The 725-nt window shown below is 54.9% G+C and carries 1 protein-coding gene; it reads right to left on the bottom strand.

Annotated features, from left to right (window positions below):
- Positions 1-238: 238 nt before the first annotated feature.
- Positions 239-676, bottom strand: coding sequence for a hypothetical protein (locus L6D63_RS28420; protein WP_131671946.1), 438 nt, complete (start codon positions 674-676; stop codon positions 239-241).
- Positions 677-725: the final 49 nt, after the last annotated feature.

The following is a 725-nucleotide window of genomic DNA, read 5'->3' on the forward strand; positions in this document are numbered from 1 at the left end:
TCAATCTGCTGCTTGAATCGCGACGATTGCGTGCTTTCCTCGTCGTCATCCCCATAACTGGTGGAGTAGAGCAGCGCATGCACTGCCTGCTCGACGATGCGATCGGAAAGATCAGTTGCGCTCACGCCCAGCGCTTCAAGGGTCTTGATATCCATGCTTTTCACCTGTTGTTGTGCCCATCTGGGCGGTTGTTTTCCCAATGCCCACCGCTCTGGATGGGCATCAGTGAAAAGGTCCGTCATTTGTGCGCTTCGGGATCTTTCAGGTGCTTATCGAACAGTTTCTTGTGCCGGCGGGCGAACCGAGCCACAAAAGCGACTGCAGCCAGCGTCATGGCAGCCATGACGACTGGGTAAAGTTTGATGGCGAGGAAGACCGCGAGAGGGGAGAAAAAGAACAATCCAAGAAACGGCAGCAGAACTTCCGGTTGCGTTGAGTCTTTTTTATCTTTCCACCACTGGTAGCCGTTGCCCTCCGTGGTATAGGGCGTCCAGCCACGCAGTCTCGCCATAAACTCCAGAACCGGGTTGCGCCCTGCCTCCGCATCGTCAATCCAGGCCCAGGCCTTTCGCCAGACAAGACCAAGGAGAACGACACCCAAGAGCAGGCCCACTACTGGAAATCCCAGCATGAAGCAGGCCATCAGTTGTTCCGGAAAACTTTCAAATCTGCCCATCTCACTTCCTCCGTTGATTTCCAATGCCGCCTCATAGAAGCGGCATCAG

Source organism: Pseudomonas parakoreensis (genome assembly GCF_021602155.1).
Taxonomy (GTDB): domain Bacteria; phylum Pseudomonadota; class Gammaproteobacteria; order Pseudomonadales; family Pseudomonadaceae; genus Aquipseudomonas; species Aquipseudomonas parakoreensis.